Source organism: Actinospica durhamensis (assembly GCF_018139695.1).
Taxonomy (GTDB): Bacteria; Actinomycetota; Actinomycetes; order Streptomycetales; family Catenulisporaceae; genus Actinospica; species Actinospica durhamensis.
In genome coordinates this window covers 1-20,351 of sequence record NZ_JAGSOG010000052.1, presented here as the reverse complement: position 1 = coordinate 20,351, position 20,351 = coordinate 1, and the positions used below count along the sequence as shown (strand labels likewise).

Genomic DNA, 20,351 nt, shown 5'->3' with positions numbered 1-20,351 from the left:
TGCTCGACCGGCTGACGCCCCGGGCCGGGCCCGGGCCGGCGCCCATGCCCAGGTACATCGCACCGGAAGTGGGTAGTAGTGCAGCGTGTATGACGCCACAGTGAGCCGCCCGGGCTACCGCATCTCCGCGAACACCCTGTTCGCACGCACGATGACCTACGTCGCGGCCACGGCCGGACTCTTCGCCCTCGGCGCCTACATCGGCCGCGACCTCAGCGCGCCCGCGGGCCTGATCGCCTTCGTGGCCGCCTTCGTCTGCCTGTTCGCGATGCGCGCCACGGCCCGCCGCTCCCGCGAGGCGACCGTGGCGCTGCTCGGCGCGTTCGGCGTGTTCATCGGCGTCGCGGTCGCCCCGACGATCGCGTACTACGCCGCGGCCAACCCGCAGGCGCTGTGGCAGGCCGGCGGCGCGACGGCCCTGTTCATCGCCGCACTCGGCTCCGCCGGCTACGCCACCCGCCGCGACCTGTCCGCCCTGGCCCGCGTCTGCTTCTGGGCCCTGCTCGGGCTGATCCTGTTCGGCGTCGTCGCGATCTTCGTCCACATCCCCGGCGGATCCCTGATCTACTCCGTCCTCGGCCTGGTGATCTTCGCCGGATTCACCCTCGTCGACTTCCAACGGCTGCGCCGCTCGCAGGACATCGCCTCGGCCCCGCTCCTCGCGGCCTCGATCTTCCTCGACATCCTCAACGTCTTCCTGTTCTTCCTGAACATCTTCGGCCGACGCAGCTGAGGCCTGAGACGCTCAGCGGCCCGCCTCGGCCGCGTAGGCACCGATCAGGACCGCGTCCTCGCGCGTGGGGCCGTCGGCCAGGCGCTCGGCGATGGTCTTCTGGAACTCCTGGAACGCGCCGAGTTCGCCCAGCCCCTCGCCGTCGACGACGTGGACGAAGGTGACCCCGTCGGCCAGCCGGAAGGCGCTGTAGCGCAGGCCGGCCGGGGTCGCGGCCGCCAACTGGGCGAAGACCCCTTCGATCAGGCGCTGGTTCTCCTCGGCCGCTTCCGGCGTGGTCCGGTAGCGGATCACCGCAGTACTCATCGATCTCTCCTCGCTGATTTGTGTTGTCGCGGATATGGACCGCGGGGATCATCCGAACTCATCGCCCGATCCGCGACGAGTTCGGTCTGCGTGCGCTGTCTGTATCCGTGAAAGCGAACGCTTTGGATCAGCGCACGACGAAGCCCTGCCCCGCCGCAGGCGCCCGCCGTGCCCGTCGCCGTGTCGACCGCTGCCGAGCTGGAATCGGCCGAGGAGCTGAGATGAACCTGGAGGACGAGTTCGCGCGGTACCGAGCGGAGTTGCTCGCGCACTGCTACCGCATGCTCGGGTCGATCCACGACGCCGAGGACGCGGTGCAGGAGACCTGCCTGCGGGCCTGGCACGGGTACGCGACATTCGAGCACCGTTCGTCGGTCAGGACCTGGCTCTACCGCATCGCCACCCGCGTCTGCCTGAATGCGTTGGCCCACAGCAGCCGGCGAGTCGTGCCCTCGGCACTGGGCGCTCCGGGATCGGATCCGGACGCCATCGAGGCCTACGCCAAGGAGACGGCGTGGCTCGAGCCGTTCCCGGACCGGCTCGGCACGGATCCGGCGACGCTCGTCGGGGCCCGCCAGAGCCTGCGGCTGGCGGTGGTCGCGGCGCTGCAGCAACTGTCGCCGCGCCAGCGGGCCGTGTTGATCTTCCGGGACGTGCTCGCGTGGCCGGCCGCCGAGGTCGCCGCGGTGCTCGAGACGACCACGGTCGCGGTCAACAGCACACTGCGCCGCGCACGGGCCGAACTCGCCCGGCACGCGCCGTCCGAAGATCTGCTGAGCGAACCGGACGAGCCCGTACGCAGGGCACTCGTGGACCGGTACGCCGACGCCTTCGCGCGGGCCGACCTGGCCGCCCTGACAGGCCTGCTGACCGAGGACGTGCGCTGGGAGATGCCGCCGATCCCGACCTGGTTCGTCGGGCGCGAGGCGGTGACGAGGCTGCTCGCCGCGAAGCTCCTGCCCGGCCCGGAGCACCGGCTGATCGTGCGGACCTCGGCGAACGGCCAGCCCGCGCTCGCCTACTACCAGCGTGACCCGGACGGTGCCTGGCACGCCCATTCGGTGCAGGTACTGAGTGTGGGCGACGCGGGGGTCCGCGCGGTGATGGCGTTCCACCGCGCGGACCTGTTCCCGTGGTTCGGGCTTCCGATCGATCGGGCCCCGCTCACCTGACCCCGCCCTACGCCGCCCGCCTCGCCCCGCCGCGCGGCATCCGCGTCACGCCGCGGCGGGCGCGTCGGCAGCCTGCGAATCGGGCTGTTGGGCTCCGAAGCGCAGCAGGCCGAAGCAGATGAGAGCCCCGATGGCGAAGATCGCGGCGCAGATCCAGAACACCACCTGATAGCTGTGTACGGCGGCCTGGGCCTGCACCTCGGTCGGGGGCACATGGGCCGCGGCGTGCGAGGCCACATAGGACGTGACCGCCGAGGCGGCGATGGTGTTCAGCAACGCCGTGCCGATCGAGCCTCCGACCTGCTGGGCGGTGTTGGCCGTGGCCGAAGCGACGCCCGCGTCCCGAGGTCCGACGCTGAAGGTCGCGGAGTTCAGTGCCGGGGCGAACACCAGACCGAGGCCCGCGCCCAGCAGGATCAGCGGTCCCAGGATATTCGCGGCGTAACTGCTGGTCAGGCTGATTCCGGTGAGCCACGCCATGCCGCCCGCCGCCAACATCATCCCGGGAGGGATCAGCAGCTTGGGGCCGAAGCGCGGCAGCAGCCTGGTCGAGGCCGCTGTCGCGGTGATCATCAGGGCGATGACCAGCGGCAGGAACGCCAGACCCGTCCGCACCGGCGAGTACCTCAGCGAGGTCTGCAGGAAGTAGGTCAGGAACAGGAACACTCCGAAGATGCCGGCGCCGGTGATGAACATCGCCAGGAAGGAGCCGCCTCGGTCCCGGTGCAGCACGATCCACGGCGGCAACAGCGGGTCGGCGGCCCGCGCGATCCACGCGCAGAACGCGAGCAGCAGGACACCGCCCACCACGATGAAGCCCCAGGTCGACGGCGCGCTCCAGGGGTGGCTCTCGGCGTTGGAGAACCCGTACACGAGGCAGAACAGGCCGACGGAGACCAGCAGTGTGCCGGGTATGTCCAGGCCTGGACGCTCGTGCGGGCGTTCGCGGGTGAGGTAGCGCACTGCTCCGATGAGTGCCACGCCCGCGAACAGGACGTTGATGAACAGCGTCCAGCGCCAGCTCAGGAACTCGGTCAGCACGCCGCCGAGCAGCAGCCCCACGGCCGCACCGGACCCGGCCACCGCGCCGAAGACGGCGAACGCCGTGGCCCGCTCTCTCGAGTCGGGGAAGGTCGTGGTCAGCAGCGACAGCGCGGCGGGCGCGAGGGTGGCGCCCGCGACGCCCTGGATCGCCCGCGCCGTGACCAGCACCTCGAAGTTCGGCGAGATACCGCCGAGCAGCGAGGCCGCGGCGAAGACGATCAGTCCCGCGATGAACATGCGTTTGCGCCCGACCAGGTCGGCCAGCCGTCCGCCGAACAGCAGCAGCGCCCCGAAGGCGAGCGAGTAGGCGGTGACGATCCACTGCCGGTCGCCGTTGGAGAAGCCCAGTGCCTTCTGCGCGTCGGGTAGCGCGATGTTGACGATCGAGATGTCGAGCACGATCATCAGCTGCGCGATACTCACGATGACCAGGACCATCCAGCGCCCGCGCTCGTGCTGCCCGTCGGGCGCCTCGCCGTGGTCCGTGCCGGATCTGCCTGAGTGTGGGGTCGTCGGTCCAAGAGCGTTGACGAAGTCCTCGCCAGCAGAGGATTCAGACATGTTTCCCCTCAAAGGTGGACAAATCACCCGTGCGAGTCGTTTTACGCTATCCCCACCACGGCAGATGCGCTACCAGACACGTAAAACCGCAGGACAGAGGCAGTAAGGCGGACTCCAGGGATGAGGCACGAGGCGCGATGGCCGACTCAGGCGACTTCACGGCATGGCTCGAGGCGCACTCCGAGGAGGAGGGCGCGCTGGGCTCGCTCGCCCGAGCCGCGGCGGCCGACTCCCACTGGCCGCCGAGCGGAGACCTCCAGGTCTATTTGGGCTATCTGCGCGACGTCGGTGCCGGGCCCGAGGTCGAATCCGTCTGCACCCAGGCGTGGGAGAAGTTCCTGGCTCCTTGACCCTCGGGTAGCCCGCGACAGCACACGGGGTCCGTGGCCGACGACGAGCTGACGACGATCGGGCAGTTCGCGCATCTCAGCGGGCTGTCCGTCCAGATCGGCGGCACGGAGCTCGTCGCGCCCCGCGACGCCCAGGGCATGCCGCACAACTCGGCCGTCAAGGACCCGAGCGGCAACTGGAACTGGCTCTACCAGGGCTGAGACGCGCTGACCCGTCCACGCACCGGCGGGCGCGTGGACGGGTCAGCGGGGGCGTCAATGGGGACGGACCGTGGCGGTGGACTCCTGCGTCGGCGTCGGCGTCGGCGTCAGCGTCGGCGTCAGCGCCAGCCCAGAGCCGGGGCGACGTGCTTGAGGACGCCCTCGACGACGTGCGCGTTGTAGTCGACGCCGAGCTGGTTCGGGACGGTGAGCAGCAGCGTGTCCGCGGCGGCGACGGCCTCGTCCCGGCGCAGCTGCTCGATGAGCTCGTCCGGCTCGGCCGCGTAGCTGCGGCCGAAGATGGCCTGCGTCTGCGGGTCGATGTAACCCACATGGTCCTCGTCCTCGCCGCGGCCGCCGAAGTACATCCGGTCCTGGTCGTCCAGGAGCGGGAAGATGCTGCGGCTGACGCTGACGCGGGGCTCGCGCGGGTGGCCGGCGGCCGTCCAGGCGTCCTTGAAGGCCTGGATGTGCTCGGCCTGGGTGACGTGGAACGGCGTCCCGCCGCCGCTCGCCGAGTCGTTGGCGACCAGCGTGGAACTCTGCAGGTTCATGCCGTTGTGCGCGGCCCACTCGGCGGTCGAGCGTGACCCTGCGCCCCACCAGATCCGCTCGCGCAGGCCCGCGGAGTGCGGCTCGACGCGCAGCAGGCCGGGCGGGTTGGGGAACATCGGGCGCGGGTTGGGCTGGGCGAAGCCCTGGCCGCGGAGCACATCGAGGAACACGCGGGTGTGCTCGCGCGCCATGTCCGCGTCGTTCATGCCCTCCGACGGCTCGTAGCCGAAGTAGCGCCAGCCGTCGATCACCTGTTCGGGTGATCCCCGGCTGATGCCGAGCTGGAGCCTGCCGCCCGCGATGAGGTCGGCCGCGCCCGCGTCCTCGGCCATGTACAGCGGGTTCTCGTACCGCATGTCGATCACGGCGGTGCCGACCTCGATCCACGAGGTACGCGCGCCGACGGCGGCCAGCAGCGGAAACGGCGAGCCGAGCTGGTTCGCGAAGTGGTGCACCCGGAAGTAGGCGCCGTCCGCACCCAGCTCCTCGACGGCCACCGCCAGTTCGATCGACTGCAGCAGGCTGTCCGCCGCCGTGCGCACCTGTGACCCTGGCGAATCCGACCAGTGCCCGAACGAGAGGAATCCGATGTGCTTCACAAGATCGCACAACGCGCGCGCGGGCCGCGGAATTCCATCCGACGAGTTGATGCGTCCCCCGGTGCGTCGCCGCACCCGCTCATCGTGGCCGCAGGCATCGCGTCCGCAGGAATCGTGGCAGCAGGCATCGCGCCCGCAGGTGCGGACGGGGGCTGTGCCGCGATCTCAGGGTTCGAGTGCCATGAAGGCGTCGCGGACCAGTCGCGCCATGTCCGCCGCGGCTGACGCGTCGTCGCTGTGCACGAGCATCAAGCCCCTGAGCGCGGCGACTCCGGCGCGGGCCTGGACCGCCGCCCGCAGCACGGTCGGGCTCGCGTGGCGGTCCGCGCCGGCCGCCTCGAGCCGGTCGAGGAAGGCCTCGGTGATCGCGTCCTCGAGGTCCACCTGCAGGGCGTGGCCCTCCAGGTGCTGCCGCTCGGATCCCTTCGGCGGCCCGCTGACCAGGATCGTCGGGGTGGTGCCGGTTCTCTCCAGCCAGGCGACGATGGCTTCGCGCAGGGCGGTGAGCGGGGCCTCGGTGGCCGGGCGGCCGCGCACGTCCGCCATCATGCCCGGGATTAGGTCCCGCACCTGCTGCAGCACCAGGTCTTCCTTCGACGGGAAGTAGCGGAAGAAGGTCCGCTCGCCCACGCCCGCGGCGGCGGCGATGTCGCGCACCGTCGTGGCGGCGAAGCCGTGCTCCTCGAACAGCCGCGCGGCCGCCTGCTCGAGCGCCGAGCGGGTTCGTGCCTTGTTCTCTTCGCGGCGTCCGGGCGTGGTGTCCATCACCGGATTATCTCAAACCCGCCGATGCGCGCGGCCGTCCCACACGGAGGGGAAACTGGCAGTGCTGCCAGTTTCTGCTAAAGTGGCAGCACTGCCAGTTTTGGCGGCCCGACGACCCGTGCGCTCCGCCCAGAGCAGAGCCCGCCCCGAGGAGCCAGAAGAAGATGGCCTCGCTGCTCTCCCGTATATCCACGGCGGCGTTCCGCCGACGCCGGCTCGTGCTCGCGCTGTGGCTGGCCGCGGCCGCCGCGGCGATCGCGGGCATGGCCGCGTTCGGCGGCGCAGGCAAGATCAACCAGGCTTTCACGGTGCCCGGCTCCCAGTCCCAGCAGGCACTGGACCGGATGAAGCAGCAGTTCCCGGCCGCCTCGGGCACCTCCGCGCAGATCGTGTTCACCGCCCCGGCCGGAGGCAGCGTCACCTCGCCCGCCTCCGAACAGGCGATCGCGGCGGTGCTGGACGCGGCCGCGAAGGCCCCGAAGGTCGTCGCGGTCCTCTCTCCGTTCTCCACCGGCGCCGTCTCCCCCCGGCACACCGCCGCGATCGCGCAGGTCGAATACCAGGTCACCGGCTCGGATCTGAAGACCGCGACACTCGATGCGCTGACCAGCGCCGCGCAACAGGCCCCGCACGGCGACCTCGGCGTGGCGGTCGGCGGTCCCGCGTTCGGCAACACCGCGGCCAACCCGGGGGCCGAGGACCTCATCGGCGTGCTCGTCGCCGTGCTCGTACTCGCCCTCACCTTCGGCTCATTGCTCGCCGCCGGGATGCCGCTGCTGACCGCGCTGTTCGGCATCGTCGTCGCGGTCGCCGGGATCCTCGCGCTGACCGGCGCGGTGGACATCTCCAGCACCGCGCTCACCCTCGCTCTGATGATCGGCCTGGCGGTCGGCATCGACTACGCGCTGTTCATCGTCACCCGCCACCGCGCGCAACTGGCCCGCGGCAGCGCACCCGAGGAGTCGGCCGGGCTCGCCCTCGGCACGGCCGGCAGCGCCGTGCTCTTCGCCGGGCTGACCGTCGTGATCGCGATGGCCGGGCTCTCCGTCGTGGGCATCCCGTTTCTGACCGTGATGGGCCTGTGCGCTGCCGGGGCCGTGTTCATCGCGGTCGCCGTCGCGCTCACCCTGCTGCCCGCGATCCTCGGCTTCGCCGGGCAGCGGCTGACGCCCAAGCCGGGCTCACGCACCGCGCGTCGCGAAGCCGCCGCCGAAGGATCGCAGCATGCTGCGACCACATCTGACGGCGCGGGCACCAAGCCGCGTGGAGCCGAGCGCTGGGTCCGCCTCGCCACCCGCCGCCCACTGATCACCGTTCTGATCGTGATCGCCGGACTCGCGCTGCTTGCCTGGCCGGCCCGCGGTATGAACCTGGCCCTGCCGGACAACGGCACCGCGCCCGTCGGCAGTTCGCAGCGTGTGGCCTACGACGAGGTCAGCGCCCAGTTCGGGCCCGGCTTCAACGGACCGCTGCTGATCCTCGCGGACACCTCGCGCAGCGCCCGGCCCGCCGCCGCCGCGCAGCAGATCGCCCGGCAACTCGCCGCCCTGCCCGACGTCGCCGCGGTCACCGCGCCGCAGTCGAGCGCCGGCGCCACGGCGGCGCTGATCGAGCTGATCCCCAAGAGCGCGCCGAGTGCCCAGGCCACCAAGGACCTGGTCACCACCATCCGCGGCGAGGCGGCCTCGTGGCGGCAGGCGACCGGCGCGAGCATCGCGGTCACCGGCACCACCGCGGTGGGGATCGACGTCTCGAGCAAACTCAGCTCGGCCATGCTGCCCTTCGCCATCGTCGTGGTCGGACTCTCCCTGATCCTGCTCCTGCTGGTCTTCCGGTCTCTGATCGTGCCGGTCAAGGCGGCCGCGGGCTTCCTGCTCTCGGTCAGTGCCTCCTTCGGCCTCGTCGTCGGGCTCTTCCAACAAGGCCGCCTGGATCGGCTGATCGGTGTGGACACCACCGGCCCGATCACCAGCTTCCTTCCGATCATCCTGATGGCGGTGCTGTTCGGACTGGCCATGGACTACGAGGTCTTCCTCGTCTCCCGGATGCGCGAGGACTACGTGCACCACGGCGACGCCCGGGCCGCCGTGCACGCAGGCGCCCGGTCTGCGGGCCGGGTGGTCACCGCCGCCGCGCTGATCATGTTCTCGGTCTTCGCGTCCTTCGTCACCAGCGACAGCATGATCCTCAAACAGATCGCCTTCGCCCTCGCCGTGGGCGTGCTCATCGACGCATTCCTCGTGCGCATGACGCTGGTACCTGCGGTCCTCACGCTTACCGGCCGCGCCGCGTGGTGGCTCCCACGCCGCCTCGCCCGCATCCTGCCGAACCTCGACATCGAGGGCGAGAGCCTGCGACGCCGCCACGCGGACGAACCGGCCACGGACGAAAGCCACGCCGCCGACGCTCCCGAGCACGCGCCGGCCGCCGGCTGATCCCGGCGGGCGCAGACGCCGACGCCCCGGGTCCCGTCCGCAGACGGAACCCGGGGCGCTCGGGCGGGTACGCAGGTCAGCCCAGGCGGGACTCGATCGCCTCGATGATGCGCGGGCGCAGTTCGGCGGGACTGATGACGGCGTCGACCGAGCCGACCTTGACCGCGCGGCGGATGCTGTGGACGCGGTCGAACTCGGTGGCGACCTCGGTCAGCTTCTCGGTGCGCACCGAGGCGCGGGTCTCGTCGAGTTCCGCGTTCAGCGTGGCCCGGTCGGTGCCGGCCGCCGCGGCCACGCGGGCCTCGAGGTCGCGGATGCGCGGGTCGTTCGCCGTACGTGCGTTGACGTCCGCGGTGAACACCACCGCGGCCGCGGGCGCGCCGCCGAGGACCGAGGCGAAGGAGCCCTCGAGGGCCAGCACGGTCATGTTCGGGTTGAGCGTCTTCGAGAACACCACGAACGCGCCGCCGTGGTACCGCGAGATCACGCAGAACACGATCGGGCCGCGGAAGTTGACGATCGCGCGGCCGATCTCGGCGCCGTACTCCAGCTGGAGCTTGCGCAGCGACTCCGGCGAGCCGTCGAAGCCGGAGAGGTTCGCCAGCACCACAAGCGGACGGTTGCCGCTGGCCGCGTTGATCGCCCGCGCCGCCTTCTTCGAGGACTGCGGGAAGAGCGTGCCGGAGGTGTAGGTGTCCGGGCCGTCGGTGGGCGGGAAGCCGCGCCGGGCCACCGAGCGCGACTCGACGCCGAGCAGGCACACCGGGATTCCGCCGAGGTGCGCGTCCTGGACCACCGAGGTGTCCGCCTCGGCCATGCCCGCCCAGCGCTCGAGGACCGCGTGGTCCTGGTCGGCGACGGCGCGCATCACGGTGCGGATGTCGAACGGCTTCTTGCGGTCCGGGTTGGCCTGCGCGGAGAAGATCTCGCCGACGGTGGTGAACTCGCTGTCCGGCGAGGAGTGCGGGAAGCCCGAGACGTCCCGGTCGAACGGGTCGCTCGTGGCGGCCCGGCGCGGGTGCGCCTCGCCGGGCGCGATGTAGGCGTGGTCGTAGTGCGCCATCAGCACGTCGCGCGCGCCCATCAGGTCCTCGGCCCAGTACTGCGCCTGGCCGTTCGGGCCCATCACCCGGTCGTAGCCGCCGATGCCGAAGTTGTCCTCGGCCGAGACGCCGCCGGAGAAGTCCAGCGACTGCTTGCCCGTCAGCACCATCGCGGAGTCCGGCGTCATGACCAGGATTCCCTTGGTGTGCATGAGCATCGTCGCCTCGGCGTTCCAGTACGGCTGCGCCCCGACGTTGATCCCGGCCACCACGACGTTGATCTCGCCGCCGTCCTGGGTGAACTCGACGATCCGCTTGAGCGCGGCGGCGACCCAGTCCATGTTCTCGGTGCCGGACTCCATCGAGATCCGGGCGCCGGCCGAGAGCGCGTACCACTCCAGCGGCACGCGCATCCGCTCGGCGAGGTCGAGCGCCGCGATGATCCGGCGGCACTCCGGCTCGGACAGCGCGCCGAGCGCCTTCGTCGGGTCGCCGAGCAGCAGCACCCGGCTGAGCCCCTCGGGGTAGAGCGCCGTCGGGGTGTTGATCACGCCGGCCACGATCGCCGCGCTGTTGCGGCCCTTCGGCCGGTCCACCGGCACGAGCGCCCCGTCGTCGTCGAGGTCGTACTCGGCGAACTCGCCGAGCAGGCCGGTCAGCTCGTACGGGTAGACGGTGTTGCGGCTGCTGGCCCGCAGCACCTTGAGCCGATAGCCGTCGAGCGGCTCGACCAGCTCGTCGGACGGCTCGCCGATGGTCAGCTTGCTGCCGCCGGTGGCGTCGAAGGAGAAGCGCACCGCGACCTTCGCCAGCGTGCCGGTCTCCGGGTTGCGCTGCCGGGCGATGAACAGGATCTCCTCGAGCCCGGCGCCCGCGGTGGTCGGCACCACGCGCGCGGCGATCGTCTCGAGCTCCGTGCGGGTGATCTCGATCGGCGGCCAGACGTAGATCACGACCCGGTTGGTGGGGAAGCGGTTCTTCGCCGGCCGGCGCGACTGCGCGCGGCGGATCGAGTCGAGGCAGGCGGCCACGGTGTCCTCGGCCGTGGGCAGCGCGACCAGGCGGCCGTCGTGGTCCCGCAGCTCGGTCAGGTCGCGGACCTGGGCGAACGCGACGAGCCTGCCGTCGTCCTTGTTCTCCTTGGCCACGCACTGGAAGAGGTAGACCTCCTCGTCCGAGGACGGCAGCCGGGTCAGGTCGAACTCACGCAGCCGCTCGAGCTGCATCCGCTGCGCGATGTACGGGTGCAGGCCGCGGATCAGCCGCTCCTCGGCCATCGCGCCCTCGGCCGGGCGGAAGGTGAAGTGATGGTGCATCACCGCGCCGTGGCTGCCCGCGACGGTGGCGGTCAGCCGGCGGACCTGGCTCGGCAGGCTCTGCCCGTCGATGACGGCCTGCAGGCCGGCGGCCAGCGCGTCGGAGTCCTCCGGCTGCTTCTCCCAGGCCAGGTAGATGTCCGCGTCGACGTCGTCGCTCCCGGCGGCCGCGACCGAGGCCAGGCCGCGCAGCGCGTCGCCGAACTCGTCGAAGGCCACCGCCGTCGAGACGATCCGGGATCCGGCCCGGTCCGCGACCACGAACCGGCAGCCGGCCGCGTCGCTGGTGCGGACCTCGACCAGGCCCTTGTTGCCGTAGTAACGCCGCGTCAGCACCTCGAGCATGGGCGCGTGGTCCAGCTTGTGGTCGAGGCCCTCGCGCTCCAGGCGACGGCTCAGCAGCCGCACCAGCGGCTCGGTGCTCCCGACCATCGCGGCGATGTGCTCGGCACGGTCCGGCGCCTGCGGGTTCGCGTCGAGGTGGCGCAGGTGGCGGCGTACCTCGGCGTAGACGCGGGCACGGTTGCGGCGCAGCAGCGGGCGGCCGAACCAGCCGAACACCACGCCGCGGGCGAGGTCGCAGACCACGGGGAAACGCACCTGCGTCGCCGCGATCAGGCGCTCGAGGGCGAGGCCCACGGTGTCGCGCAGCGCGTCCCCGGGGGGTGCCTCGCGCAGCCACACCCGCAGCAGGGCGCTGACGGCGGTGGCGTCGGAGGCCGCGCGCTGCTGCGCGAGGAAGATCCGGAAGACCGCCTCTTCCAGCTCCGGCGTGCGCTCGAGGCCGGTGACGCCGTAGTGCCCGAGCGCCTTCACCAGCCGCGCCTTGAACACCTCGGAGAGCCCGGCCCGCTCGGCGTCGAGGTACTGCAGGTAGGTGTGGAAGTACTCGCGGGCGCTGTGCACGTGGTTCTCGGTGCCGGCCTCCTCGCCCGCCTGCTTGTTGCGGCTGAGCTCGGACAGGTCGGCGAAGACCGAGAGCAGCTCGATCTCCTCGACCAGCGGGCGCTTGCCGGTCTCGGCCAGCTCCGTGCGCGCGGCGAGGTAGTCGGCGAGCACCCGGCTCTCGTCGTGCGGGTCGACGTCGAAGCCGAGCAGCAGGCTGCGAATGTCCTGCTGCCCGCGCAGGGCCCGCTCCAGCGGCGGCACGTTCGAGGTTCCCGCGGGCAGTTCGAGGTGAACGCTCTCGGCGGCCTCCGCGACGGCGGCCTCCTCGCCCTCCTCGGCCAGCGGCTCGAGCCGCAGCAGCGCGGTGCCGGTCTCGACCTGGCTGCCGACCGTCACCGAGCATTCCTTGAGCCGGGCGCGGAACGGCGCGCGCAGCACCGTCTCCATCTTCATGCTCTCCAGCACCACGAGCGGAGCGCCGGCCTCGACCTCGGCGCCGGCCGACACCGGCACCGCGACCACGAGAGCGCGGGCGGGCGAGCGCACCACGCCGCCCTCGCCGCGGCTGACCCGGTGCGCCACGCCGTCCACCTCGACCAGGTAGACCGGTCCGTGCGTGCCGGTGACCAGGCGGAACCTGGTGCCGTTGACGGTGATCTGGCCGGTGTGCCGGTCGAACCGGTCGAGCTCGACGTCCGCGGTGAGCGTCTGGGTGGCGTCCTCGATGCCGACCCGGAACCGGCGCGCGCCGACGCGCGCGACCTTCACCTTGTAGCCGGCACCGCGCAGCATCAGCTCCAGCGGCCGCCCGCTCTCGTGCGAGACCTGCGGACGCCCGCCGAACGCGGTGGACAGCAGCCGCTGCCGCTCGACCCGCTCCTCTTCCTCGTACGACTCGATGGCGGCCGCGGCCAGCGCGATCGCGGAGTGGCGGTGCGAGACCAGCCGGCCCTCGCCGCGCACGCGGTCGATCCAGCCGGTGTCCGCGCTGGCGTCGATCACCTCGGGCTGGTCGAGCAGGTCGAGCACGAAGCTCTTGTTGGTGGCGCCGCCCTCGATGATCACCGTGGTCTGCGACATGGCGCGGCGCAGCCGGCCGAGCGCCTCCTCGCGGTCCCGGCCGTAGGCGATGATCTTCGCGATCATGGAGTCGAACTCTGCCGGGATCGTGTCGCCCTCGCTGACGCCGGTGTCCACCCGGATGCCGGGGCCCGCGGGCAGGTCCAGGCGCGCGATCCGGCCGGGGGAGGGGGCGAAGTCGCGGTCCGGGTCCTCGGCGTTGAGCCGCGCCTCGACGGCGTGCCCGCGCTCGGCCGGCGGCTCGCCGGAGAGCTTGCCGCCGGACGCGACGTGCAGCTGCAGCTTGACCAGGTCGACGCCGGTGGTCGACTCGGTGATCGGGTGCTCCACCTGAAGACGGGTGTTGACCTCGAGGAAGGCGAAGAGCTTCTCGCCGGGGTGGTAGAGGAACTCGACGGTCGCCGCGCCGCAGTAGCCCACCGCGATGGCCAGGCGCTCGGCCGAGGCCTTGAGCTCCTGGGTCTGCTCGGCGCTCAGCACCGGCGAGGCCGACTCCTCGATGACCTTCTGGTTGCGCCGCTGCACCGAGCAGTCGCGTACGCCGAGCGCCCACGCGGTGCCCTGGCCGTCCGCGATCACCTGTACCTCGACGTGCCGCGCGCCGGTGACCAGCCGCTCCAGGAAGACGATGCCGCTGCCGAAGGCCCGCTCGGCCTCCAGGCTGGTGCGGTGGTACGCGTCGACGAGTTCGGCCTCGTTCGTGATCACGCGGATGCCGCGCCCGCCGCCGCCCGCGGTGGCCTTGAGCATCAGCGGGTAGCCGATCTCGCCCGCCGCGCGCACCGCCGCGTCCAGGTCCTCGACCGCGCCGCGGCTCCACGGCGCCACCGGCACGCCGACCTCTTCGGCCAGCAGCTTCGCGCCGATCTTGTCACCGAGCTTGCGCATCGCGTCGGCGCTCGGGCCGACGAAGGTCACGCCGATCCGCGCGCACATCTCGGCGAAGGCCGGGTCCTCGGCGACGAAGCCCCAGCCGACCCACGCGGCGTCGGCCCCCGACTCGATCAGCGCGCACTCGAGTACGGCGAGGTCCAGGTAGGGGCGGCCCGAGGCGGGGCCGAGGTCGTAGGCCAGGTCGGCCTCGCGCACGAAGGTGGAGGTGCGGTCGACATCGGTGTAGAGCGCGACCGTCTCCATCGGGACGCCGGTCTGTGCCGCGAGGTCTCGGACGGCGTGGATGAGCCGCATCGCGGACTCACCTCGGTTGACGATGGCGACACGACTGAACACTGACGCAAGCCTTCCCTGGAGTAAAGCACAATGGGAACCGTCCGCGCCGGTTCCCCTGCCGAGACCATTCTCGCAGCTCTTCCCATGTCCGGGGATGCTGGGGTAGATCAGCTCTGGCGCCGTGATTTGTGGGGTAGCGCCAAAAAAGGCGTACGGGGCGGGTTCCTCGCCCGGCCGGGCGCTCGGCGCGCCGCCCGGCCGGTCCGGTCTGGCCCGAGATGTCCGAGTGCTGACCCGCGCCCGCGGACACTACGGGCATTGCGGGCATTGCAGACTCCTCATGACGCCGTATGGCTCCGTATGGCGCCGCATGACGCCGCATGACGTCGCGTCGGGCGGGTCGAGGCCGGTCAGCTCAGCTCGAGCGCGCGTGCGGCCGAGGCGAGGTACTCGATGTGGGCCTCCACGCCGTCCAGGCCCTGGCTCATCGTGGCCACCGAGACGTGGCTGCCGCCCGCGGCGCGCCAGGCGGCGACCTCCGCCGTGAGCCGGTCGATCCCGCCCCGGGGCAGCGCGACGTACTCCGCGCCGAACTCCTCCGGCGCCCGGCCGAGGTCGGTCAGCCGGTCGCGCAGCCGCTTCCAGGACTCGAGCGCGTGTTCGATGCCGTTCTGGCCGAAGAACATGAAGCCGTCGCCGATCCGGGCGGCCCGCTCGAGCGCGGCTTCGGCGGCTCCGCCGAGCCAGATCGGGATGCTGCGGGCCGGTTTCGGCACGAGCGCGGCCCGCTCGATCCGGTCGAAGCGGCCTGAGAAGTCCACGACGGGCTCGGTGAACAGCCGCCGGAGCAGGTCGATCTGCTCCTCCTGCCGGGCGCCGCGGGTGCGGAACGCCTGGCCGAGGGCGTCGTACTCGACGTGGTTCCAACCCACGCCCACCCCCAGCCGAAGCCGGCCGCCGGAGAGCAGGTCGAGGTCGGCCGCCTGCCGCGCCACCAGCGCGGTCTGGCGCTGAGGGAGGATCAGAACGCCGGTGGCGAAGCCGATGCGCTCGGTGATCGCGGCCAGATAGGCGAACATGACGAACGGGTCGTGGAAGGGGTCGTGCTCGGTGTAGGGGCCGGTGAGCCGCGGCGTGCGATCGGCGTGCACGGCGCCGAGCACGTGGTCGTAGGCCAGCAGGTAGTCGAAGCCGAGTTCCTCGACGGCCTTGCCGAACCGCCGGACGGCGTGCGGGTCGCCGCCGAGCTCGATCTGCGGGTAGACGGCGCCGATCTGGATATCGCCGTCCACCCGTGGAGTCGAATCCGCCATCTTGCTCCACTCTCACTCGTGCCGACCGGAATGTAGACGCGTTGCCGCGATAAGCCCGCCGCCATTGTTCCAGGCTCCGCGGCCGCCGTGCCCGAACCGCGCCGATACAGCGTGCTGCGCCGTCGGGACCGCGGTGCGGAGCGCTCTGCCATGCTGGGTCGGTGGCGATCGAGTTCGAGCCCTACCGCGGCGAGTTGGTGGCGTTCTGCTATCGCATGCTCGGTTCGGTCCACGACGCCGAGGATCTGACGCAGGAGATCCTGCTGCGGGCGTGGCAGGCCCGCGACCGCTACGACCCGGCGCGCGCCTCGGTGCGCACGTGGCTGTATCGCATCGCCACGAACGCGTGCCTGACCGCCTTGACCGGTCGCGCCCGTCGGCCGCTTCCCTCGGGGCTCGGGGCGCCGGGCGAGGACCCGGGGTCCACGCCGCTGACCCCCTCCGCGCGGATCTCGTGGCTCGAGCCCTTCCCGGACGCACGGTTCGACCTCGAGCGGCGGGCGGATCTGCGCCTGGCCTGGGTCGCGGCGGTGCAGCACCTCTCCGCCCGGCAGCGCGCCGTGCTGGTGCTGCGCGAAGTGCTGGAGTTTCCGGCCGCCGAGGTCGCGCGGCAGCTCGGGACCACGGTGCCGGCCGTCAACAGTGCCCTGCAACGCGCGCGCCTGGCGATGCGCTCCGTCGCCGAGCCCGGCGCGCTGCGCGAGACCGACGACGCGGATCAGCGTGCGGTGGTCGACCGGTACGCCCGGGCGTTCGAGGCGGCCGACGTGCCCGCCCTGGTCCGGCTGCTGACCGAGGACGCGGTGCTGGAGATGCCCCCGGTCCCGCTGTGGTTCCGCGGCAGCGAGCACTACGGGCTGTTCCTGCAGCGCACGTTCCGGATGCGCGGCGGCGGCTGGATCATGCGCCCGCTCACGGCGAACGGCCAGCCCGCGCTCGCCGGCTACCACGCGCAGGAGGCGGGCGACGGCGCCCCGGCCGGTGCCGTCGCGCCCGATGTCAGGTATCAGGCGCACAGCCTCCAGGTGTTCGCCCTCGACGCGGGTCGGATCGCCGCGAACGTCGTGTTCGTCGACCCGGGTCTGTTCCCCGCCTTCGGCCTGCCTGAATTCTTCTCGGCGCCACCGCGATGAGTTCGGGCGGCCCCGCCGGTATGTATCCGCGGGCGCCGCCGACCGGCGCGCGCCGTCGAATACACCGGAGGGCCACCCGCCATGAGCATCATCGTCATCTCCTTCGTCACCCTGGACGGGATCGCGTCCGATCCCGACGGCTCCGCCGGCAGCGCGCACGGCGGCTGGATGTTCCGCTACGGCCGCGGGCCGGTCGACGGCGACAAGTTCCGGCTCGGCGCGCTCATGACCGACGGAGCACTGCTGCTGGGCCGCGGCACCTGGCAGGCCTTCGCCCGCCTGTGGCCGGCGCGCGAGGGCGCGTTCGCCGAGCGGATGAACGCCGCCGACAAGCTCGTCGCCACGCGCACCGCGCTCGACACCTCGGCCTGGGCGAACTCCGTCGCGCTGGAGGGCGACCTGCTGGACCGGATCAAGCAGGAGCCGCGTGACGTCGTCGTCATCGGCAGCCTCAGCGTCGTGCGCCAACTCGCCGAGGCCGACCTGATCGACGAGTACCGCCTGCTCACCTTCCCGACCGTCCTCGGCGCGGGCGAGCCGCTCTTCCCGGCGGGCGTGCCCATGGCGCAGTTCGACTGCGTCGATGCCGAACCGGCCGGCGAGCTGGTCTTCACCCGCTACCGGCGTGCCGCCCGGTAGGCCTCGGCGCGGGCTCGGCGCAGTGTGATGAGCTGAGTGTCAGCCGGAATCTGACGTCGTGTCCGACTCCGGCTGGTCGGTCTCGGGATCCGGATCGGGGTCCGGGTCCTGAGACCGGCGCGGCTCCCGGGGTTCGGGCCGGGCGAGTGGCGGTGACTGCCGCTGCGAGTCCGCGAGTGCGATTCGGGCGAAGGACTCACGTTCGCGGTGCAGGCGGCGCGCGGCCCGTTTCAGCTGCATGATCCGCCCGCCCGCGGGGGCCACCACCAGCAGCACGCCGAAAGCCGCGGCCATCAGCAGGGCCACGCCGACCGGGGCGTTCCAGTGCCCGCCGTAGATGTGGATCTCCACGTGCTGATCGTTCTGCAGGACGAAGACCAGCAGCAGGATCAGGACCAGCGCGCCGAGGGCGAGCGCCAGCCACACCCCGCCCAGCCGGGTGTGCTGCACGACCACGGGCTCCGGCCGGGGCGCGGAGGCCTCCGGTTCGAGCGGCCGCGCGGCCGCTCGATGCGGATCGGCGTCATCCTGCCGGGAGGACGGTTCGTTCCCGCTCTCCCTCGGCGCGGTGGTGGTCACGTCACCCTCCCGTTGCTGGACCGAGTTCCCTCGTCCCTGTACCCGCGCGCGGCCGACCGATCCCCGTATCGAAACAGATCATCTCAGGGTGCGCCGTCGCTCATGAATGAATACTGAAGATCGAGATACCGCGGGTGGGCCGCGGTTTTCCGGCGTGCAAAAATTTTTTGGGAAACTCTCTACTCAACCACTCATTCGGCCTTACTATGAGCGCACCCGGCGACTGTCGCGCATTGGTGGAATGCGCGTGCGTATCGCTCGGGTGATGTGGTCGTGTGTTGCGACACACGGCGGGGAGGAGTTCTTCGTGGCTGCTTCGTGCTGCCCGGAATGTTGGACGCCGGTACCCTCCGGCGCGCAGGCCTGTCCTGCGTGCGGGGCCGCGGTGGCCGGCTCGACCAAGGCCTGGTTCTTCGGTACCGAACCGCCCACCCCGGCCGCCACCTGGGGTTCGGGCGGGGTGAACCGCAAGGTCGTGGTCGGCGCGGTGGTGGCGATCCTGATCCTGGTACTCGGCAGCGGCGCCGCGTTGAGCGCCACCGGCACCTCCTTCGGCGGATCCGGCTGGGGTGCGAACAGCTCCAACCAGTCCGAGCCGAACACGGCGGACACCGCCACCGCGGGCAGCGCCGCGACCGGGGACGGCGGCGCGGGCGCGGCCTCCCCGTCGGCCTCGACCTACTACTTCCCCGAGGACATCGGCAGCCCGACCGCCACGGCCGGACCGTACACCGGCGACTCCGCGCTGCTCGGCGTGTGGGTGGGCACGGAGGACTGCAACGCGGGCGAGGTCGGCATGATGCTGGAGCTGAGCGGCTCGGTCGGCGACTACGTGAACGGATACTGGGCCGAATACGCGATCTCCGGCGGGGCCCAGATCGCCAGCACCGGAGCCGTCATGCTCGGGCTGGATCAGGGCATTCACCTGTCCGCGCAGGGCCAGTCCGGCTACTTCTACGCCACCCTCGGCGCGGACGGGCAGACGCTCAGCGGCACCATGACCGGCTGCGGCTCGACCCCGGTCTCCCTGCAGCAGCAGGCGTTGCAGACCGGTGCGGACGACCCGCTGGTCGGGACCTGGTCGGACGCCAAGGGCGATCGGTGGACCATCAGCTCCACCGGCCCGGGGCAGTACACCGGCGTGCCGGCCCACATCTCCACCTGCGCGTACGTCTACACACTCAAACTGACCGGCTACAACGGCCACTACGTGGGCAGCGCCACGCCCTCGTCCAACTCCGGCTGCACCATCCCGATCTTCTCCGACGACGCGACCCTGGACATCTCCTCAGGTGACGCCTCCGCCGCACTCGTCTTCGACGGTGAGACCACGGTGATCCTGGCCAAGGGCGGTGCGCCCGTCGCCGGGCCGAGCGGTTCGAGCAGCCCGGGCGCTGCGAGCGGTTCGGCCTCGGCGAGCCCGAGCGCCTCCGCGTCCACCTCCGCATCCGCCGATCCGAACGCGAGCGCCGCCGGCACGCCGACGCCCTCGGCCGGCTGACTCCCGGGCGCATCCGCGCCCGAACTCTCCCGCGCACGACCCCACACCGCCCCCGCGCGCCGCCCGCACCGCGGCAGCGCGGCCCCAGGGCACTGATTCTCTCGGCGAATGAAAGGACGAGGACCATGATTCCCGCTGCTGCTATCGGCGGTCGCTACCTGAAGTTCAACGCCGGCGGTTACAATCCGCTGGATCAGGAGTTCGACGAGCAGGTCACCGCCGCGAAGCTGCTCGCGCTCTGGCTGCGCACCTGTGTGAGCACCTTCCTGATCTGGATCCCGCTGCTGGTCGTGACCGGGATCCTGGCCTACCTCGGCGCGTACCAGATCTTCCTGCTCGCGCTGTTCGCCGGGCCGGTGATCTACCTCGTGCTGCTGCTGACCCTCACCACCAACGACCCGATCTCCGAGTCCACCTCGCTGATCCCCGACGCGGGCGAGGCCGCGGACGGCTCCTTCGCCGCCATCGGCTGGTCGCTGCGCTCCCGGCGCGTGCCGGTCACCGCCCAGCCCAAGATGATCCGCAGCGACATCATCCTGCCCGGCAGCGTCTCGCGCCGGCTGGAGATCCGGGACGGCAGCTACTACGCCTACGTCAACGTGTTCGCCTACGGCACCAGCCTCTACGTCGGCTGGAGCATGTGGCGCCGCCGGCCCGGCCGGGTGCTGATCTTCACCTACTGGCGCGACCTGTTCGCCAACGTGGTCAACCGCGCGGACGTGATGGCCCGGGCCCTGCGCACCGACAAGGCCCGGGCCATGCGCGAGGCGCTGGACATCGCGATGCGCGAGGGCATCGAGGCGGCGATCGAGGGCACCGAGCTGACCACCGCCCAGGTCTACGGCGGCCTTGCGGTGGAGAACGTGGACATCACCTCGGCCGAGGGCGCCGTCGCGCCGCCGCCCGCGCCGCTGCCGGACTTCGGCCAGGCCCCGGCCCTGACCCCGTCGGCCGACTTCGCCCCGGCC

Annotated in this window: 16 protein-coding genes; 9 read left to right on the top strand and 7 right to left on the bottom strand. The window is 71.7% G+C overall.

Annotated elements, in window-relative coordinates:
- Positions 1 to 85: 85 nt before the first annotated feature.
- A complete protein-coding gene (locus KDL01_RS13255; RefSeq protein ID WP_212528754.1) occupies positions 86 to 733 on the top strand; it encodes a Bax inhibitor-1/YccA family protein in 648 nt (215 codons plus the stop codon).
- A gap of 12 nt (positions 734 to 745) precedes the next feature.
- Here the strand turns inward: KDL01_RS13255 and KDL01_RS13250 are convergent, their stop codons facing one another.
- The gene (locus KDL01_RS13250) at positions 746 to 1,039 is read right to left on the bottom strand and encodes a hypothetical protein (protein WP_212528753.1); all 294 of its coding nucleotides are present in this window, start codon (positions 1,037 to 1,039) and stop codon (positions 746 to 748) included.
- Positions 1,040 to 1,260: 221 nt separating this feature from the next.
- Here KDL01_RS13250 and KDL01_RS13245 point away from each other — a divergent pair, with 221 nt between their 5' ends.
- Positions 1,261 to 2,211, top strand: a complete 951-nt coding sequence (locus KDL01_RS13245) for a sigma-70 family RNA polymerase sigma factor (protein ID WP_212528752.1) — start codon at positions 1,261 to 1,263, stop codon at positions 2,209 to 2,211.
- Between the two features lie 45 nt (positions 2,212 to 2,256).
- On the opposite strand, the gene KDL01_RS13240 is transcribed toward KDL01_RS13245, so the two are convergent.
- A complete protein-coding gene (locus KDL01_RS13240; protein ID WP_212528751.1) occupies positions 2,257 to 3,816 on the bottom strand; it encodes an MFS transporter in 1,560 nt (519 codons plus the stop codon).
- A 137-nt stretch (positions 3,817 to 3,953) separates the two neighbouring features.
- Here KDL01_RS13240 and KDL01_RS13235 point away from each other — a divergent pair, with 137 nt between their 5' ends.
- Both KDL01_RS13235 and KDL01_RS13230 read left to right on the top strand, forming a co-directional pair.
- Complete coding sequence (locus KDL01_RS13235; protein WP_212528750.1) at positions 3,954 to 4,166, top strand: hypothetical protein; 213 nt, start codon at positions 3,954 to 3,956, stop codon at positions 4,164 to 4,166.
- Between the two features lie 33 nt (positions 4,167 to 4,199).
- Positions 4,200 to 4,367 (top strand): hypothetical protein, encoded by a 168-nt coding sequence (locus tag KDL01_RS13230; RefSeq protein WP_212528749.1) that lies wholly within the window; start codon positions 4,200 to 4,202, stop codon positions 4,365 to 4,367.
- A gap of 119 nt (positions 4,368 to 4,486) precedes the next feature.
- Here the strand turns inward: KDL01_RS13230 and KDL01_RS13225 are convergent, their stop codons facing one another.
- Both KDL01_RS13225 and KDL01_RS13220 read right to left on the bottom strand, forming a co-directional pair.
- Positions 4,487 to 5,521 carry an LLM class flavin-dependent oxidoreductase gene (locus KDL01_RS13225; protein ID WP_368861561.1) on the bottom strand — a complete coding sequence of 345 codons (1,035 nt, stop codon included), beginning with the start codon at positions 5,519 to 5,521 and terminating at the stop codon, positions 4,487 to 4,489.
- Positions 5,522 to 5,686: 165 nt separating this feature from the next.
- Positions 5,687 to 6,286 (bottom strand): TetR/AcrR family transcriptional regulator, encoded by a 600-nt coding sequence (locus KDL01_RS13220; protein WP_212528747.1) that lies wholly within the window; start codon positions 6,284 to 6,286, stop codon positions 5,687 to 5,689.
- A 164-nt stretch (positions 6,287 to 6,450) separates the two neighbouring features.
- Between KDL01_RS13220 and KDL01_RS13215 the strand changes: the two genes are divergently transcribed.
- Positions 6,451 to 8,721, top strand: a complete 2,271-nt coding sequence (locus tag KDL01_RS13215; protein WP_212528746.1) for an MMPL family transporter — start codon at positions 6,451 to 6,453, stop codon at positions 8,719 to 8,721.
- Between the two features lie 76 nt (positions 8,722 to 8,797).
- Here the strand turns inward: KDL01_RS13215 and KDL01_RS13210 are convergent, their stop codons facing one another.
- The gene (locus KDL01_RS13210) at positions 8,798 to 14,278 is read right to left on the bottom strand and encodes an ATP-binding protein (protein ID WP_212528745.1); all 5,481 of its coding nucleotides are present in this window, start codon (positions 14,276 to 14,278) and stop codon (positions 8,798 to 8,800) included.
- Positions 14,279 to 14,628: 350 nt separating this feature from the next.
- Complete coding sequence (locus KDL01_RS13205; RefSeq protein WP_212528744.1) at positions 14,629 to 15,531, bottom strand: LLM class F420-dependent oxidoreductase; 903 nt, start codon at positions 15,529 to 15,531, stop codon at positions 14,629 to 14,631.
- A 167-nt stretch (positions 15,532 to 15,698) separates the two neighbouring features.
- Here KDL01_RS13205 and KDL01_RS13200 point away from each other — a divergent pair, with 167 nt between their 5' ends.
- Together KDL01_RS13200 and KDL01_RS13195 are read left to right on the top strand one after the other, a co-directional pair.
- Complete coding sequence (locus KDL01_RS13200) at positions 15,699 to 16,664, top strand: RNA polymerase subunit sigma-70 (RefSeq protein WP_212528768.1); 966 nt, start codon at positions 15,699 to 15,701, stop codon at positions 16,662 to 16,664.
- An 81-nt stretch (positions 16,665 to 16,745) separates the two neighbouring features.
- Positions 16,746 to 17,303, top strand: coding sequence for a dihydrofolate reductase family protein (locus tag KDL01_RS13195; RefSeq protein ID WP_212528743.1), 558 nt, complete (start codon positions 16,746 to 16,748; stop codon positions 17,301 to 17,303).
- Between the two features lie 39 nt (positions 17,304 to 17,342).
- Here the strand turns inward: KDL01_RS13195 and KDL01_RS45220 are convergent, their stop codons facing one another.
- Positions 17,343 to 17,882, bottom strand: coding sequence for a LapA family protein (locus KDL01_RS45220; protein WP_212528742.1), 540 nt, complete (start codon positions 17,880 to 17,882; stop codon positions 17,343 to 17,345).
- Positions 17,883 to 18,267: 385 nt separating this feature from the next.
- Here KDL01_RS45220 and KDL01_RS13185 point away from each other — a divergent pair, with 385 nt between their 5' ends.
- Both KDL01_RS13185 and KDL01_RS13180 read left to right on the top strand, forming a co-directional pair.
- Positions 18,268 to 19,383 (top strand): hypothetical protein, encoded by a 1,116-nt coding sequence (locus KDL01_RS13185; RefSeq protein ID WP_212528741.1) that lies wholly within the window; start codon positions 18,268 to 18,270, stop codon positions 19,381 to 19,383.
- Between the two features lie 125 nt (positions 19,384 to 19,508).
- Positions 19,509 to 20,351 (top strand): hypothetical protein (locus KDL01_RS13180; protein WP_212528740.1); only part of this gene is annotated, 843 nt, incomplete at its 3' end.